Origin of the sequence: Comamonas badia DSM 17552, assembly GCF_000484635.1 — a bacterium.
In the GTDB taxonomy this organism is placed as follows: domain Bacteria; phylum Pseudomonadota; class Gammaproteobacteria; order Burkholderiales; family Burkholderiaceae_C; genus Comamonas_C; species Comamonas_C badia.
In genome coordinates this window covers 1-13,767 of the sequence record NZ_AXVM01000011.1, presented here as the reverse complement: position 1 = coordinate 13,767, position 13,767 = coordinate 1, and the positions used below count along the sequence as shown (strand labels likewise).

Annotated in this window: 16 protein-coding genes and 2 pseudogenes; 8 read left to right on the top strand and 10 right to left on the bottom strand. The window is 65.6% G+C overall.

Going from position 1 to position 13,767, the window contains the following annotated elements; translation table 11 throughout:
• Nucleotides 1-21: 21 nt before the first annotated feature.
• The 4 genes from trmB to K320_RS0116640 all read right to left on the bottom strand — a co-directional run bounded on the left by trmB (nucleotide 22) and on the right by K320_RS0116640 (nucleotide 3,775).
• Entirely contained in the window at nucleotides 22-759 is a 738-nt protein-coding gene (gene trmB / locus K320_RS0116655; protein WP_024539934.1) for a tRNA (guanosine(46)-N7)-methyltransferase TrmB, read from the bottom strand.
• The gene (gluQRS, locus tag K320_RS0116650) at nucleotides 729-1,673 is read right to left on the bottom strand and encodes a tRNA glutamyl-Q(34) synthetase GluQRS (RefSeq protein ID WP_024539933.1); all 945 of its coding nucleotides are present in this window, start codon (nucleotides 1,671-1,673) and stop codon (nucleotides 729-731) included. Before gluQRS ends, trmB begins: the two co-directional genes overlap by 31 nt.
• A 67-nt stretch (nucleotides 1,674-1,740) precedes the next feature.
• On the bottom strand, nucleotides 1,741-2,790 hold the full coding sequence (locus tag K320_RS0116645) for an NAD(P)/FAD-dependent oxidoreductase (RefSeq protein WP_156914047.1): 1,050 nt from the start codon (nucleotides 2,788-2,790) through the stop codon (nucleotides 1,741-1,743).
• Nucleotides 2,791-2,836: 46 nt separating this feature from the next.
• Entirely contained in the window at nucleotides 2,837-3,775 is a 939-nt protein-coding gene (locus tag K320_RS0116640) for a LysR substrate-binding domain-containing protein (protein WP_024539931.1), read from the bottom strand.
• Between the two features lie 112 nt (nucleotides 3,776-3,887).
• Between K320_RS0116640 and K320_RS0116635 the strand changes: the two genes are divergently transcribed.
• Nucleotides 3,888-4,589 carry a pirin family protein gene (locus K320_RS0116635; protein ID WP_024539930.1) on the top strand — a complete coding sequence of 234 codons (702 nt, stop codon included), beginning with the start codon at nucleotides 3,888-3,890 and terminating at the stop codon, nucleotides 4,587-4,589.
• 54 nt (nucleotides 4,590-4,643) lie between these two features.
• Nucleotides 4,644-5,561: an aspartyl/asparaginyl beta-hydroxylase domain-containing protein gene (locus tag K320_RS0116630; RefSeq protein ID WP_029696268.1), complete on the top strand. Its 918-nt coding sequence runs from the start codon at nucleotides 4,644-4,646 to the stop codon at nucleotides 5,559-5,561.
• A gap of 70 nt (nucleotides 5,562-5,631) precedes the next feature.
• Here K320_RS0116630 and K320_RS0116625 read toward each other — a convergent pair whose 3' ends face one another.
• The gene (locus K320_RS0116625; RefSeq protein ID WP_024539928.1) at nucleotides 5,632-6,360 is read right to left on the bottom strand and encodes an arginyltransferase; all 729 of its coding nucleotides are present in this window, start codon (nucleotides 6,358-6,360) and stop codon (nucleotides 5,632-5,634) included.
• Nucleotides 6,357-7,109, bottom strand: a complete 753-nt coding sequence (gene aat / locus K320_RS0116620; RefSeq protein WP_024539927.1) for a leucyl/phenylalanyl-tRNA--protein transferase — start codon at nucleotides 7,107-7,109, stop codon at nucleotides 6,357-6,359. Before aat ends, K320_RS0116625 begins: the two co-directional genes overlap by 4 nt.
• 514 nt (nucleotides 7,110-7,623) lie before the next feature.
• On the opposite strand from aat, the gene K320_RS0116615 reads away from it, so the two are divergent.
• Nucleotides 7,624-8,553, top strand: coding sequence for a tyrosine-type recombinase/integrase (locus tag K320_RS0116615; protein WP_156914045.1), 930 nt, complete (start codon nucleotides 7,624-7,626; stop codon nucleotides 8,551-8,553).
• Here K320_RS0116615 and K320_RS18830 read toward each other — a convergent pair.
• Together K320_RS18830 and K320_RS19170 are read right to left on the bottom strand one after the other, a co-directional pair.
• Nucleotides 8,480-8,788 (bottom strand): helix-turn-helix domain-containing protein, encoded by a 309-nt coding sequence (locus K320_RS18830; RefSeq protein WP_084301288.1) that lies wholly within the window; start codon nucleotides 8,786-8,788, stop codon nucleotides 8,480-8,482. The genes K320_RS0116615 and K320_RS18830 overlap by 74 nt on opposite strands.
• Entirely contained in the window at nucleotides 8,785-8,955 is a 171-nt protein-coding gene (locus K320_RS19170; protein ID WP_156914043.1) for a hypothetical protein, read from the bottom strand. Before K320_RS19170 ends, K320_RS18830 begins: the two co-directional genes overlap by 4 nt.
• A 446-nt stretch (nucleotides 8,956-9,401) precedes the next feature.
• On the opposite strand from K320_RS19170, the gene K320_RS0116605 reads away from it, so the two are divergent.
• The 3 genes from K320_RS0116605 to K320_RS18825 are packed head-to-tail and all read left to right on the top strand — an operon-like array spanning nucleotide 9,402 to nucleotide 11,078.
• Entirely contained in the window at nucleotides 9,402-9,674 is a 273-nt protein-coding gene (locus K320_RS0116605; RefSeq protein WP_024539925.1) for a metal/formaldehyde-sensitive transcriptional repressor, read from the top strand.
• 40 nt (nucleotides 9,675-9,714) lie between these two features.
• Nucleotides 9,715-10,689 carry a CDF family Co(II)/Ni(II) efflux transporter DmeF gene (gene dmeF / locus K320_RS0116600; RefSeq protein WP_024539924.1) on the top strand — a complete coding sequence of 325 codons (975 nt, stop codon included), beginning with the start codon at nucleotides 9,715-9,717 and terminating at the stop codon, nucleotides 10,687-10,689.
• Nucleotides 10,686-11,078 carry a YkvA family protein gene (locus tag K320_RS18825; RefSeq protein WP_084301287.1) on the top strand — a complete coding sequence of 131 codons (393 nt, stop codon included), beginning with the start codon at nucleotides 10,686-10,688 and terminating at the stop codon, nucleotides 11,076-11,078. The genes dmeF and K320_RS18825 overlap by 4 nt, the downstream gene beginning before the upstream one ends.
• Before the next feature lie 427 nt (nucleotides 11,079-11,505).
• Here K320_RS18825 and K320_RS0116590 read toward each other — a convergent pair.
• Both K320_RS0116590 and K320_RS19740 read right to left on the bottom strand, forming a co-directional pair.
• A pseudogene (locus K320_RS0116590) lies at nucleotides 11,506-11,832 on the bottom strand (chromate resistance protein ChrB domain-containing protein); the annotation flags it as partial.
• Nucleotides 11,831-11,959: pseudogene (locus K320_RS19740) on the bottom strand (chromate resistance protein ChrB domain-containing protein); the annotation flags it as partial. The pseudogenes K320_RS19740 and K320_RS0116590, both read right to left, overlap by 2 nt.
• 478 nt (nucleotides 11,960-12,437) lie before the next feature.
• Between K320_RS19740 and K320_RS0116585 the strand changes: the two are divergent.
• On the top strand, nucleotides 12,438-12,788 hold the full coding sequence (locus tag K320_RS0116585) for a DUF2958 domain-containing protein (protein ID WP_024539921.1): 351 nt from the start codon (nucleotides 12,438-12,440) through the stop codon (nucleotides 12,786-12,788).
• A 65-nt stretch (nucleotides 12,789-12,853) separates the two neighbouring features.
• Nucleotides 12,854-13,132, top strand: coding sequence for a hypothetical protein (locus tag K320_RS0116580; protein WP_024539920.1), 279 nt, complete (start codon nucleotides 12,854-12,856; stop codon nucleotides 13,130-13,132).
• Nucleotides 13,133-13,767 lie beyond the last annotated feature (635 nt).

Sequence of the window (13,767 nt, the reverse complement as noted above, 5' to 3'; positions counted from 1 at the left end):
CACAAATTTTGACGATTGCCTTCACGCCCCGCGCCGGAACACCAGATCCCACACCCCATGACCGAGCCGCAGGCCGCGGTTTTCAAACTTGGTCAGCGGTCGGTAGGCCGGCCGTTCGGCCCAGTCCGCCGCCGTGTTGGCCAGCAGCGGTTCGCCAGAGAGCACCCGCAGCATCTGTTCGGCATAGGGCTGCCAGTCGGTGGCGCAATGCAGATAGCCGCCCGGCCTGAGCCGGTTGGCCAGCAGGGCGATAAGCGGCGGCTGGATCAGGCGGCGCTTGTGGTGGCGCTTTTTGTGCCACGGATCGGGGAAGAAAATGTGCACGCCATCGAGCTGGGCCGGCGCGAGCATGTGCGTGAGCACTTCCACCGCGTCGTGGCGCAGGATGCGGATGTTGGCAATACCGTGTTCACCAATGCGCCTGAGCAGCGCGCCGACGCCGGGTTCGTGCACCTCGCAGCACAGGAAGTTGTCGTCCGGGCGCACCCGGGCGATGTGCGCCGTGGCCTCGCCCATGCCGAAGCCGATTTCCAGGACCAGCGGCGCCTGCCGGCCAAAAGCCGCGGTGGCATCCAGCGGTACCTCGGCATAAGGGATGAGAAAGCGCGGACCGAGTTCGGCGAGTGCTTTTTCCTGTCCGGACGTGGTGCGGCCGGCGCGCAGCACAAAGCTGCGGATGCGCCGCTGGGGCGGCGCTTCAGCGGGGAAGAGGGGCAGGGGGCTTTGAGTCACGGCGCGCGATTGTAGAAGTGCGGCCATGCGGCACGCCAGAACGCCAGCGCGTCGGGCGGCGTGCTGGTCTCTGGCGCAGCGGGCAGGCCGAGCGCCGCCGCCGCCTGCGCCAGCGCCAGCAGCGGGCGCGATACGTCGATGGCGGGGGCGCCCTGCTGCTTCGACAACTTTTCGCCATCGGCCGCACGCACCAGCGGCAGATGCAGGTAGCGCGGCGTGGGCAGTCCCAGGGCCGCCTGCAACAGCATCTGGCGCGGCGTGTTGTCGGCCAGGTCTTCGCCGCGCACCACGTCGGTCACGCCTTGCTCGCCATCGTCAACGACCACCGCCAGCTGGTAGGCCCAGAGACCATCGGCACGGCGCAGGATGAAATCCCCGACCTCGCGCGCCACGTCCTGCCGTTGCGCACCCAGGCGCCGGTCCTGCCAGTGCAGTAGGTGTTCATTCATCAAAAAAATAGCTGGCAGCGCTTGCTGCATAAGCGCTGAAGCCCGATTTTCCATGTATTTTTTGGTGTGAAAACGCCAGGTGCGCGCGGGCTTGCCGTTCAGCCCTTCGCGGCAGGTGCCCGGGTAGGGACGCTCACCATGGCGTTCGTGCTGCCGGCCTTGCGCCGCCAGCGCGGCAGCGATGTCGCGCCGCGTGCAGCCGCAGGGGTAGGCCAATCCGCGCTGCAGCAGAGCAGTCAGCGCCCGCTGGTAGCGCTGGCCGCGCGCGGATTGCCACAGCACATCGCCATCCCAGGCGAGGCCGCAGGCAGCCAGCTGCGCAAGGATGGTCTGCGCGGCGGTGGCGCTGCAGCGCGGGGTATCGACATCTTCGATGCGCACCAGCCATTGCCCGCCGCACGAGCGCGCATCCAGCCAGCTGGCCAGTGCGGCGACGAGCGAGCCCGCGTGCAGCGGCCCGGTGGGCGAGGGGGCGAAGCGGCCAACGTACATGGGGGGTGAGGCGCGAAGCGTGAAGCGTGAAGCATTCCATTCACACGCTTCACACCTGACTCTCTCCTCACACCTGACGCTCAACCAATGCCAGCGCCAGCTCCAGCCCCGAGACGAAGGCGTCTTCCAGCCGGTGGCCCAGGCACCAGTCGCCGCAGGCGCCCAGGCCCTCGGCGGCATCCCAGACGAAGGGCTGGCCCAGCGGGGTCTGCGTTTGCGCGTGCGGCCAGAGCAGCGCCTGGGCGTCGCTGGGCGCGGCGCGGATGCCGGTGATTTCGGCGAACGCGCGGGTGAGTTTGTCCTGTACGCGCTGCGGGCTGTCGCCTTGGTGCTCAGCGGACCATTCGGGGCTGGCCTGCACCGTCCAGCGCTCGATCTGCGCGCGGCCGGGCTTGGACGATTCGCGCGCCAGCCAGGCGATGCGGTGGTGGGTGCTGCGCGCGGCGTTCCATTGCGGCCCCAGCGTGGTCAGGCCCGGGCGCACGGCCTGCGCAAAGCCCAGCATCAGCGTCCAGCAGGGCGCCATCTGCACTTGCGCGAGGGCGCCGGACCAGGCGGTCTGGATGCCGGATGCCTGCAGCAGCGCCCGGGCCTGCGGTGCCGGCAGGGCGAGCAGCACCGCATCAAAACCGTCGATGTCGCCGGCTTGCGTGTGAACGTGCCACGTGCCGTGGCTGCTGGAGAGGCGGGTGGCGCCGCATTGCGTGCGCAGACCGGCGAGCGCGGCGGCCCACGTTGCCACCAGCGCGTCCATCGCCGGTTCGGCCACCCAGTGCGATTCCCCGGGCGGCGGCGCGGCGCTGACCACCCGTCCGGCCCCGTCAAGCACGCGCACCGTGCTCACGCTCCAGGGGCGGCACAGGCCGGGCGTGGTCGCCAGCGCCTGGGCAAAACGCGCATCGCGCACGGTGAAATACTGCGCGCCGGCATCATGGCTGCCACAGGCGGTCTGCACCGCGCGTGTGCGGCCGCCGGCACGGTCGGCCTGCTCCAGCAGCGTGACGCGGCACCCGGCCTGCTGCAGCGTGCGCGCGCAGGCGACGCCTGCCATGCCGGCGCCGATGATGGCGTAGTGCCGGGAGGTTCGGGGGCGTTTGGCGGAAGGTTGTGCGGGCATGGCAGGCTTTCATGTGGACAGTGCCTGCACTCTACACGCCCGGCGCCTACCCAACGTGGTGCCCCTGCAGCAGCGCGCGGCGCGTGACGGGGCGCTGCAGCTGGTCCAGCCACCACTGCAGCGCCCGCCCGCGCGAGCGCTTGCCGAAGTCGCACCAGGCGTAGGAAAGCCGCGTGGTGCGCGCCGCGCGGCTGGCATCGCGCACCACCAGCTGCCCGGCGTCGATATACGGCTGCGCCATCGGCTGCGGCAGATAGCCCGCGCCCAGGCCGCGCAGCTGCGCGCGCAGCTTGGTGGCAAGGCTCTGCACCGTCAGCACCTCCTGCCCGGGCAGCAGACCCAGCGTTGCGCCGTGCTGGCGCGCGGAATCGGCCACGGCCACCATGCGGTGGCGCGCGAGTTCGGCATCGGCGATGGGTTCTTCGGCCGTTGCCAGCGGGTGGTGCGGCGCCACCGCAAACACGAAACGCAGATCGCCCAGCGGCGCGGTGCGCAGGTTGGCCAGCGGCGGCGCTTCCACCGCCACGCCGATGGCCAGATCGGCCTGCCCGCCCGTGAGCTGCTCCAGCGTGCCGGTGAGCGTGCCCTCGCGCCATCGCAGGCGGGTTGGACAGCCGAGGGCATAGAAGGCCTCGATGAGCTCCAGCATGGTGGTGCGCGAGACCACGCCATCGACCGAAAGCGTGAGCTGTGGCTCCCAGCCCGTGGCCACGCGCTGCACGCGCTGGGCGACGGCGTCCATTTCCGCCAGCAGGCGCTCGCCTTCGCGCAGCAGCTCGCGCCCGGCTTCGGTCGCCACCGCCTGGCGGCGGCTGCGGTCAAACAGCAGCACATCCAGCTGCTGTTCGATCTGGCGCACGCGGTAGGTCAGGGCGCTGGGCACCAGGGCGAGTGCGCGCGCCGCCGCCGCAAAGCTGCCATGGATGGCGATGGCCTGCAGCAGGCGCAGATTGTCCGGTGTGAGCGTGTCACCTGCGTTTTGCATCGGTTTGGCTTTCGAATTCGAATTATTTGAATGATGTCATCAAAAGGAAGTGCCCCGCAGAGACCATCCTCAGTCTTACATTGGAGACATCAACCCGTCCACGGAGAACACCATGCTCACACTGCGCAAATCCCAGGACCGCGGCTATGCCGACCACGGCTGGCTCAAGTCCTTTCACAGCTTTTCATTCGCCGGTTACCACGATCCGCGCCACATGGGCTGGGGCAATCTGCGCGTGATCAACGAAGACCGCATTGCCCCCGGCAGCGGTTTTGGCACGCACGGCCACCGCGACATGGAAATCATCAGCTACGTGCTTTCGGGTAACCTGGCGCACAAGGACAGCATGGGCAACGTCAAGGGCATTCCGCCCGGCGACGTGCAGCGCATGAGCGCCGGCAGCGGCGTGATGCACAGCGAGTTCAACCACGCGGAAGGCCAGCAGACGCATTTCCTGCAGATCTGGATCGAGCCCGATGCGACGGGCATCGCGCCAAGCTACGAGCAGACAGCCGTGCCGACGGATGCCAAGCGCGGCCGGCTGCGCCTGGTGGCTGCGCCCATGGGGCAAGGCGGCGACGTCGGCATTCACGCCGATGCGCGGCTGTATGCCGGGCTGTTCGATGGCGCGGAGTCGGCCACGCTGGAGATCGACCCCGGGCGCAAGGCCTATGTGCATCTGGTGCGCGGGCAGCTTGCGGTGAATGGCGCCGAGCTGGCCGGCGGCGATGCGGCCCTGCTGGATGGCGAGGCGCAGATCGTCCTGGCGCACGGCAGGGATGCCGAGGTGCTGGTGTTTGATCTGGCGGCCTGATGGCAGGTTCGCCGATGGTGGTCAGCCATCGGCGAAAATCACCCCATGGCAAAAATCATTGCACTCGCCTTCGTCCTGACCTTTCTGCTCTCGGGGCTGTACATGCACCTGCGCGGCAAGGTGCGGCACAAGCCGCTGCGCCAGCTGTTCGACCACTCCACCTTTACCGCGCCGTTCAATGTCTTCATGCTGGCGTTTTCCCGCGTGCCGCGCACGCCGTATCTGCCGGTGGCCACGTTTCCGGAACTGGTGGAGCTGGAAAAGCACTGGGACGAAATCCGCGCCGAGGCGCTGGATCTGGCACGCCAGCTGCGCATCCGGGCGCCCATCGCCAACGACGATGCCGGTTTCAATTCATTCTTCAAGACCGGCTGGACACGCTTCTACCTCACCTGGTATGGCAAGCCGCACCCGTCGGCGCTGGAATTCTGCCCGCGCACCACGGCGCTGGTGCGCGCCGTTCCCAGCATCAAGGCGGCCATGTTCACGCAACTGCCACCCGGCGCCAAGCTGGGCCTGCACCGCGATCCGTATGCCGGCTCGCTGCGCTACCACCTGACACTGCAGGCGCCCAACGACGACCGTTGCTTCATCAATGTGGACGGCGAGCCCTACAGCTGGCGCGAGGGCCAGGGCGTGATCTTTGACGAGACCTTCATGCATTGGGCATGGAACGACACCGACGGCCACCGCATCGTGCTGCTGTGCGACATCGAGCGGCCGATGACCAACCGCTTCGCGCAGGCCGTGAACCGCTGGATCGCCAGCCACGTGCTGGCCGCCGCCAGCTCGCCCAACGAGGAGGGCGATCCGCGCGGGCTCATCAGCCGGCTGTTCAAGATTTCCTTCTACGCCGGGCAATACCGGCGCCGCTTCAAGCAGTGGAACCGCCCGGCTTACTACCTGGTGAAGTACGGATTGATGCTGGCCGTGCTGGCGCTTTTCGTCTGGTGGCTGGTGCCCGCGCGGTGAGATTTTGCAATCATTTGCGTAGCTGACCCCGCAATCCTGGCAAGCGCCGACGGCGCTTTTTTCAACCATTTCAGCGGTCGAAACGCTCCCACTGCCCTCCCAGCCGCAACTCATACGGCCTGAAGTGGGTCTTGTAGTTCATCTTGGTACTGGCGGCGATCCAGTAGCCCAGGTACACGTAAGGCACACCCATGGCCCTGGCCTGCGCGATCTGCCACAGGATGTTGTAGGTGCCATAGCTCGCGCCTTCATCGGGCTCGTAGAAGGTGTAGACGGCCGACAGGCCGTTGTCCAGGATGTCCAGCACCGAAACCATCTTGAGCGCGCCCGACTCCGGCTCGCGGAATTCCACCAGGCGCGAGTTGACGCGGCTTTGCAGCAAAAATTGGGTGTACTGGTCGATGCTGTCGTGGTCCATGCCGCCGCCGGCGTGGCGCGTGTTCTGGTAGCGCAGATAGAGCTGGTAATGCTCCGGCATATAGCACAGGCGCAGGGTGCGCACCTGCAGCCTGTCGTGGCGCTTCATGGCGCGGCGCTGGCTGCGATCCGGCTTGAAATCCTGCGCCAGCACGCGAATCGGAGTGCAGGCGTTGCAGCTTTCGCAATGCGGGCGGTAGGTGAACATGCCGCTTCGGCGAAAGCCTTGCGCCACCAGTTCGGAATACACGCCGCTGTGGATCAGGTGGCTGGGTGTAGCCACCTCCGAACGCGCGAGATGCCCGGACAGGTAGCTGCAGGCATAGGGCGCCGTGGTGTAGAACTGCAGGGCCTGCAGGGGCAGGTCATTGAGCTGGGTCATGCCGCATCGTCACGAAGCAAAAACTGGTCCCAGCATTGTGGTGCAAAACGCCAATCCAGCGCTGGCAGTGTCTGTGCCTTTGCAATGTGCGCAAGAAACGCCTCGCGCCCGATTTCGCGCGCGCCCAGCGACGCCAGGTGTCCGGTGTTCTGCTGGCAGTCGATGAGTTCGACACCCTGGCCGCGGCACAACGCCACAAGGGCTGCGAGGGCGATCTTGGAGGCATCGGTGGCATGCGCAAACATCGATTCGCCGTACACCGCCCGCCCCAGCGCCACGCAGTACAGGCCGCCGATGAGCTGCCCGTCCACCCAGGTTTCCACGCTGTGGGCAAAACCCGCGGCATGCAATTGCTCATAGGCGCGCACCATCTGCGGCACGATCCAGGTGCCCGATTGCCCGGCGCGCGGCGTGGTGGCGCAGGCATGGATGACGGCGGAGAAATCGCTGTCCACGCGCACTTCGCAACGCGGCGTGGCGCGAAAGCGGCGCAGCGTCTTGCGCAGCGAATGGTGCAGGCGGAACCGCGCCACCGGCAGCACCATGCGCGGCGCGGTGCACCACCACAAAATCGGCTGTCCCTCGCTGAACCACGGAAAGATGCCCTGCGAATAGGCCGCCACCAGATGCGGCACATCCAGCCGCCCGCCCGCGGCCAGCAGCCCGGGCATGGGGCTGGCGGCATCCCAGCCGTCACCGGGCTGGGGAAACGGATCGTCAGCGTCCAGCCAGGGAAGGGCGCCCGTCATGCTTGAAGAAGGTCAGGCCGGTCTCTGGATCAGTTCGATCTTGTAGTCGATTGTCATGTTCATGATGATCTATGAAATCCTTATGAATCAACAACTTATTGAGTGATTGATGCTTGAGAAACGCCTCAAAAGTGGTCGAAGACGCCACAAAATGGCGGCTGAAACTCGATCAAACCATACAATGATCCATCTCATTGGCGCTATGGAGATTGTGGCATGGCAAAACCCCGACTGAAACCATCCGGGAAATGGGAAATAGGGCTGAGGCACCCATCACTCCCGAACGGACGCAAGTACTTCACCTTTGACACCGAGGTTGATGCCATTGCTTACGGGCAGCAGTGGAAGCTCATGAAGCACGCGGACATCCCTCCGCCTGCAGAGCTGACCACCCCGACATCTCCCGGCGAGGGCGTGCGCTTGTCCCGCATTCTTGGGGGAGTGGTCGGACAGCGGCTTCGCAGCGCCTACGCAAATTCTCACCCTCAAGACGTTGACGCGCGAGGTGGGGTCGGTGCGATTTTCCGAGGCTGGCTACAAGTGGCTGACCGGCTATCTCCGCACTCTGAAGGTGGAAAAAAACCTGTCGCCCACGTCCATCAAGCACCGTATTCAGGCGCTCAGCCGGGCCATCGATGAGTATCTGCGCAACAACCTGGACGTGACAATTAGCAACCCGGTGAAGCTGCTGCCCAAGGGCTACTCGACCTATTCCGATGTCGATGCCCAGATGGTGAAAGCCAAGGGTGGCAAAGTGAAGGTGAGTGAGGTACGCGATAGGCGCCTGCTGCCTGGGGAGCACGAGAAGATTCTGGCGGTGTTGTCGGGCTATGAGCGGCCGGATCGTGCGCGTGGTCTGGAACTCAAGGGCGGCGATGCATTGCTGACCCTGTACCTGTTGATCCTCAACACTGGACTGCGACTGAGGGAGGCCTACACACTGACCAGGGGGCAGATTGACACGGAGAGCAAGGTGATCCGCGTCAAAGAGACCAAGCAGTGGCGAGGGAAGATTTCCTTTCGGGATGTGCCGATGCGCCCCGAAGTGCATCAGGCGCTTTCCTCCTACTTTGCGAGCCGGCCGCCGTTTGAACGCAGCGCGCTGCTTTTCCCGTTCCTCGAAGAGGAAGGCGTGGAGAAAGGCAAGAAGGGCTTGACGCGGGCCAGTTCGCGGCTGTCGTTCCGTTTCAGGATCGCGTTCGAATACATGGGCATTGTTGACCTGCACGAACACGACCTGAGACACGAGGCGACGTGCCGATGGCTGGAGCTGAAAGACGCAGGCGGACGCGATATGTTCCGTCTGGAAGAGTTGAACAAGATCATGGGGTGGAAGCCCGGTTCGGTGATGGCCCAGCGTTATGCCAGCTTCAGGGGCGTGGACCTTGCGCAAAGGCTTTGGCCGGTACAGGAAGCGGTGGAGGCGTCTGCCGCCGCGGCCTGATCGGTATGTCCAGGCGCGGAACTGTCTTTCTGGCATTGAGGTCCTGGCGCCGTTCCTCTGCCTCCTTCCGAGCCCGGTCGGCAATGTAGGCCAGCAAGTCGGCCTTCACGTAAATCCAGCCGCGCCCGAACTTCATTCCGGGCAGTTCGCCCGTACGGGTCAGTTCCTCTACCCGCTGCTCGGTGCAGTGCAGGAGTTCGGCGCATTGCTCGGCGTTGATCGTTTCGTCGGTCATGCCGTACCGCCTCGCTGATCGCGCTCGCGGCCCTCGCGCCCATCAAGCACTTTGAAGCTCTTGCCCACCCGCGCGCCGTTCTTGGCCTTGTGATGTATGGCGTCTTCGCTGTAGCCGGTGACCTTGGCAAAACGCTTGATCAGCACCCACTGGCTTGCATTACTCATGGAGTCCTCCCGACATGACTGCCACGGCGGAGACAGTCGAATCGACATGGAGAAATTCTCACAAGAGATCAGCGCCGGTGAAACCTGCGCAGGCATAGGTGAGCGTAGCCGAACCCCGCGCTTCTGCCCAAGCGTGGCTATTCGGCTTCGCTCCTCCACGTCCCCGGCCTAGGTTGTTGGGCCTGTCGTGCGTGGGTAGTATGCAGAAGTGGGCGGCGGCGCTCCAAAAAAGCTTGGTATCTGGTGGCATTTAGAGGGCTTGAGAAGGCAGCTCTTGGCTACACAACGCATCAGATGGGCATGATGGTTACGCGAATCCGCTTTGGCCCCCGCGCCCAGTCAATCCAATACCCAGCCGCGCAGCCGTGTCTTGCTGGGGCCGTACTTCAGCATGCGGCATTGGAAATGTAATATAGCCCCCTGGACTATATTCATTGCCCTCTGCCATGTCCCATACCTCCCGTGAAAAAGCCAAGCTGATCGCGCGTGTCCGCCGCATCAAGGGTCAGCTCGAAGGCATCGAGCGCGCCCTGGAAGCGGATGCGGCCTGTGTCGAAGTGCTGCGCCAGATCGCCTCCGTGCGCGGCGCAGTCAGCGGCCTGACCGCCGAAGTGATGGAAGACCACCTGCGCGAGCATGTCCTGGCGCCACCGGACGACAAGGAGCGCCTGCTGGGCGGCGAGGAAATGATCGAAGTCATCCGGGCCTACATGAAATAAACCTGCCGCCCGCAGACTGTCCCCACTTTGGAAACCACGCATGACCAGCGCCACGACCACCCCACTTGCCGCGTCCGCACACGACCACTTCTTTCTTGGCACCGACCACCAGCGCAACGAGCGCAAGGTGTGGCTGGTGATCGCCCTCACGGCCAGCATGATGCTGGTGGAGATCGTCGCGGGCACGATCTACGGCTCGATGGCGCTGGTGGCCGATGGCTGGCACATGTCCACCCATGCCGGCGCGATGCTGATCACCGCGCTGGCCTACCGCTTCGCGCGCAAGCATGCGGGCAATCCACGCTTCACCTTCGGCACGGGTAAGCTGGGCGATCTGGCCGGCTTTGCCAGCGCGATCGTCCTGGCCCTGATTGCGCTGCTGATCGCCTGGGAAAGTCTGGTGCGGCTCACCCAGCCCATCCATATCGACTTCAATCAGGCGATCGCCGTGGCAGTTGTCGGGCTGATCGTGAATCTGCTCTGTGCCTGGCTGCTGAAGGACGACCACACACACCACGGTCACCATCATGGGCACGACCATCACCACGGCCACGACGACCACCATGCGCACGAGGCGCCCGGCAAGAGCCGCGACAACAATCTGCGCGCAGCCTACATCCATGTGCTGGCCGATGCGCTGACCTCCGTGCTGGCCATCGTCGCGTTGCTGGTCGGCCGCAGCTACGGCTGGCTGTGGGCCGATCCGCTCATGGGCGTTGTCGGCGCGCTGGTGATTGCCCGCTGGTCGTGGGGACTGATCCAGGACTCTGGCAGCGTGCTGCTCGATGCCGTGGCCGAAGGCGAGGAAGTGCGGCAGGAGATCCGGGAGGCGCTGGAGCCGACGGAGAGCCAGGTCGCGGATCTGCATGTCTGGCAGGTCGGCCCGGGGCATTTCGCGGCCATTATTTCGATGGTGGCCCGGGAACCTCTGGAGCCCGCGCACTACAAGGCACTGCTCGTGCATATCCACGAGCTGTCGCATGTCACGGTCAAAGTGCAGCGGCAGGCCGCATGAGCATCGGCGCGTCCCTGAAAGCCTGGGCCAAGCGGATCAAGCGTGATGGCGTGACGCTGTGGTTTGCGGGCAAGCACCCCGGAACGCCTTGGTATGCCAAGGCCCTCGGGGTCTTCGTGGTGGCCTACGCTCTGAGCCCCATCGACCTGATCCCGGACTTCATCCCCGTGCTGGGCTATGTGGACGACATGCTGCTGCTGCCCGCGTTGATCTGGCTGACCGTCAGGTTATTGCCGCCAGAAGTCCTTGCGGAATGCCGTGGCCAGGCGGATGCGTGGATGCAAGCCAACGGAGCCAAACCCAGGAGCCGGTTCGGGATGGTGCTCATCGTGTTGATATGGTTGGCCGTCGGCACCGCAGCCTGGTGGTGGCTCCAGCCGCGTCTGTAGATTCCACAGCCATTCACGGCGCACTTGGGCATGGGCCGCAGCACCAGCGCCCGGAACACCACGAACTGCGCATCGTCCTTGTACTGCAGTTCCTGCCCGTCGCGGGTGACGCGGTAGCAGATCGGTTCGTCCTTGCTGACTTCCGGCTGCAGCAGGCAGAGCCGGTTGCCCTTGACCGACCAGCGCGCCGTCCGCTGGCGGCCGTTCTCCGAGCGCTCGACCCGCCCATCCGCGAAATACCTGTGCCCCCAGTGGTATTCGTCGGTCACGAGCTTGCCGCTGATGGCGGCGCTGACCTGCGGGCCGGTCAGCGCCACCTCCCTGGCGCTCGCGGCCAGTGGGGGGCAACAGGGTCGCGGCGACGGCGACAACAGCGCGCATGTGCCGGGCGGTTGCCGCCCTTCGAGAGGTTCTCTGCCTGGCGGGATCAGGCGGTCATGGCTGGGGGCCAGTTGTGCGTCTCGGCCTGGCACGAACGGCACCACGCATAGAGGGCGTCGTACATCACCATGCCATGCCGCAGCATCTCGTGGTCGTCGCTGAAGTTGTGCGACAAGCCCAGCGACAGCGCATAGAGCCCGGCCGACTGCGGCGTCAGGTCAAGCCTTGAGGTGTCGGCGCCGCGCACGATCCCGGCCAGTTGGCGCAGCGCGGGATCATCCAGGTCGTACTTCGCCAGGAAGGCATCGAAGCTGCACAGCTCGCCCACGTGACTCAGTTCGACATTCGGGATGTCGTAGGGAATAGCGCCGGTAGGCGCCGTCACGCAGGGCGGCACAGCCCAGCGCCTTGACGGCGCGCCAGATGCGCATACGCGCCGTGCCGCTGGCGGACGGGAGGCTGACGATTAGGGTCAGCCAGGAGGCAGGGGATAAGGTCATGGCAGCAGCTTAAAGTGCTGTCATGAGTGCTGCAATGGTGTAGCGATCTCTACAAATTATCTGTCGTGAGGCGTCGGGAATCCTAGATCAGCAGTTCATCAAACCGACGCCCTTCTCTTGCCGGCAGCCTGGTGGACAAGCGAGTCGGTGCGTCTCCGGCCGATCCATCGGCCGGCCGCGCTCTCGTGCTGCGCATCGAGCCTCGCTGCGCGCGTCTCGCCCCCTGCGGGCTTCCATCGCTGACGCCTCCGGCCCTCGCGGGCCTGCGCGCTTCGCTTGCTGAAAACCGGGGTGCGTGGAGGTGCTAGGGAGGCGGTCTTGCTGTTTCCTTCATCGTGCCACGGCGTTCTCGCCGTCAAGGGCTGCGCGCCGATGGCGCTTGCGTCCTGGCGGCCGTCGTTGACCCCTGACGGCTTGCGCTGCGCCGTGCCCCGGAAGGGTTGGGCAATTCCGCCCGGCAACCTTTCAGGAGTTCACCATGAACAACGCACTCATCACTGACGAGCAGCGCATCGTGCTGCTGGCCAACGGCCGCGAATCCTTGGAGAACGCGGACTTCGATCCGGCGCCCGTGGTCAAGCTGTTTACGCCGGACGCCGGCGCGACCTGGCTGCTGACCGAGATTGATCCCGACGACCACGACCACGCCTTTGGTCTTTGCGACCTGGGCCTGGGAGAGCCGGAAATCGGCTGGGTCAGCCTGGACGAGCTGGCAACTGTGCGCGGGCGGCTGGGGTTGCCGGTCGAGCGTGATCTGCACTTTCGTGCGGAGAAGCGGTTGAGCGCCTATGCGCGCGATGCGCGGCTGGCCGGGCGGATCGTTGTCTGACCCGGCCCTTGGAGCGCCGCAAGGCGCTCCTTGTGCTTTCTCAACCATCACAGGAGATCAATGCCATGAGCAGCCATCACGATTGGATCATCGAAATCACGGCGCAGCACGACGTGCTCAAGCCGTTCGCGCCGGAGAACGGCCAGCCCCTGCGCTTTGCCATCGGCGACGCGGTGGTCTTCACCAACGAGTTCGGCGCGCAGTTCTCGCGCCGCGTTACTGGGTTCTACCGGCCCACCGAGCCTTCGGGGCTGTATGCGCTTGGCGGGCGCTACTACCTGGATTCGTCTTCGCCGTGGATGCCGGTATCGGAATCCAGCCTGCGTCCTGACGACTCGGCGTGACGCCTTCGCGCCCCTCACGGGGCGCTGCGCGCTTCGCTTGCCTCCAGGGGAAAGCCCTGCGGGCTATCCCCGCCGCGCAGGCTTGGCGCCCCTGAACACCGCCGACCCGGCTGCGCCGGATCGGCCAGACAACATCAGCTGCAGATCCACGATGCCTTGCGTGTGCTCGTCCTGATCCTGCTGTCCATTCTGCTTTGAAGGCTGGGCGTCCCCGGCAACCTGAGAGATGGCCGGTCGCGCTGTCGTGCTGCGCATCGAGCCCCCTGCGGGGTCTCGCCCCTGACGGGCTTCCATCGTTCCCTCCCTCCGCTCGGCTGACGCCTCCGGCCCGGCTTCCAGCTTCGGGCCTGCGCGCTTCGCTTGCCGTGCGGTCGGCGTGTGGAGGGGCCGTTGCCATGTCCAGCCGTCTTCCCTGACCTCATCACCTTGTCCGCGACTGTAGCCCGCGCCCGTGTGCCGTCAAGGCGCGCAGGGCCGTGTCCTCGGCTGCGCCTGCGGGCCGCACCAACCCTGCGCTTGCCTCCTTGACGGCACCCGTTCGCGCGCTCCTGACCGTCGCGGGCGATGAACTCAGGAAAGACGGTGGCAACAGGGCCAACCGGGTTCCTCGTGCCGACCGCACCGAACAGCCGGAA

Excerpts from the sequence above, each read along its gene's own strand:
- dmeF (WP_024539924.1), top strand. The coding sequence starts at position 9,715 with ATGACCAGCGCCACGACCACCCCACTTGCCGCGTCCGCACACGACCAC.
- K320_RS0116585 (WP_024539921.1), top strand. The coding sequence starts at position 12,438 with ATGAACAACGCACTCATCACTGACGAGCAGCGCATCGTGCTGCTGGCC.
- K320_RS18825 (WP_084301287.1), top strand. The coding sequence starts at position 10,686 with ATGAGCATCGGCGCGTCCCTGAAAGCCTGGGCCAAGCGGATCAAGCGT.
- K320_RS0116580 (WP_024539920.1), top strand. The coding sequence starts at position 12,854 with ATGAGCAGCCATCACGATTGGATCATCGAAATCACGGCGCAGCACGAC.
- K320_RS0116605 (WP_024539925.1), top strand. The coding sequence starts at position 9,402 with ATGTCCCATACCTCCCGTGAAAAAGCCAAGCTGATCGCGCGTGTCCGC.
- K320_RS0116645 (WP_156914047.1), bottom strand. The coding sequence starts at position 2,790 with ATGCCCGCACAACCTTCCGCCAAACGCCCCCGAACCTCCCGGCACTAC.
- K320_RS0116635 (WP_024539930.1), top strand. The coding sequence starts at position 3,888 with ATGCTCACACTGCGCAAATCCCAGGACCGCGGCTATGCCGACCACGGC.
- K320_RS18830 (WP_084301288.1), bottom strand. The coding sequence starts at position 8,788 with ATGACCGACGAAACGATCAACGCCGAGCAATGCGCCGAACTCCTGCAC.
- K320_RS19170 (WP_156914043.1), bottom strand. The coding sequence starts at position 8,955 with ATGAGTAATGCAAGCCAGTGGGTGCTGATCAAGCGTTTTGCCAAGGTC.
- K320_RS0116625 (WP_024539928.1), bottom strand. The coding sequence starts at position 6,360 with ATGACCCAGCTCAATGACCTGCCCCTGCAGGCCCTGCAGTTCTACACC.
- aat (WP_024539927.1), bottom strand. The coding sequence starts at position 7,109 with ATGACGGGCGCCCTTCCCTGGCTGGACGCTGACGATCCGTTTCCCCAG.
- K320_RS0116640 (WP_024539931.1), bottom strand. The coding sequence starts at position 3,775 with ATGCAAAACGCAGGTGACACGCTCACACCGGACAATCTGCGCCTGCTG.
- trmB (WP_024539934.1), bottom strand. The coding sequence starts at position 759 with ATGGCCGCACTTCTACAATCGCGCGCCGTGACTCAAAGCCCCCTGCCC.
- gluQRS (WP_024539933.1), bottom strand. The coding sequence starts at position 1,673 with ATGTACGTTGGCCGCTTCGCCCCCTCGCCCACCGGGCCGCTGCACGCG.